Origin of the sequence: Micrococcus sp. KRD128, assembly GCF_017168395.1 — a bacterium.
GTDB classification, from domain to species: domain Bacteria; phylum Actinomycetota; class Actinomycetes; order Actinomycetales; family Micrococcaceae; genus Micrococcus; species Micrococcus luteus.
In genome coordinates this window covers 1-430 of sequence record NZ_JABFAX010000058.1, presented here as the reverse complement: position 1 = coordinate 430, position 430 = coordinate 1, and the positions used below count along the sequence as shown (strand labels likewise).

1 protein-coding gene is annotated in these 430 nt (G+C 70.2%); it reads right to left on the bottom strand.

All coding sequences use genetic code 11. The annotated features are described in order from the left end of the window. A partial coding sequence (locus J1M44_RS11455) for an MMPL family transporter (RefSeq protein ID WP_241253058.1) occupies positions 1-415 on the bottom strand: 415 nt, incomplete at its 3' end. Positions 416-430: the final 15 nt, after the last annotated feature.

Below are 430 nucleotides of genomic sequence, written 5' to 3'. Positions count from 1 at the left end.
TCGCGGGGCTGGCCTCGGCAATCCCGTCGGTCTTGGCCAGCTCGGCCTGAACCGTCTTCCCGGCGGCCTGATCGCCCATGACCAGGACGATCAGGGGGCCGTTGAAACCGGGGCCGAAGCCCTCGGCAAGCAGGTCATATGCCTGCCGGGAGGTGGTCTCCTTGGGGTCGTTGCCGGAGTCGGCAAAGCCCAGGCGCATGCCCAGAGCCGGTGCCGACAGGGCCAGCAGAGCGATGACACCGACCAGCAAGGTCGGGATCGGGCGGCGCTGCACGACGCGCGCCATCGCACGCCAGCGGTTGCCTTCGGTCTTGCCCCTCTCGGTGGCCTTGGCCGCCTGCTTGAGCACGTGGCGCTGGATGCGCCCCCCGAACAGGGCCAGCAGCGCGGGCAGCAGCACCAGGGAGGCGGCCATGGTGATCAGCACGGT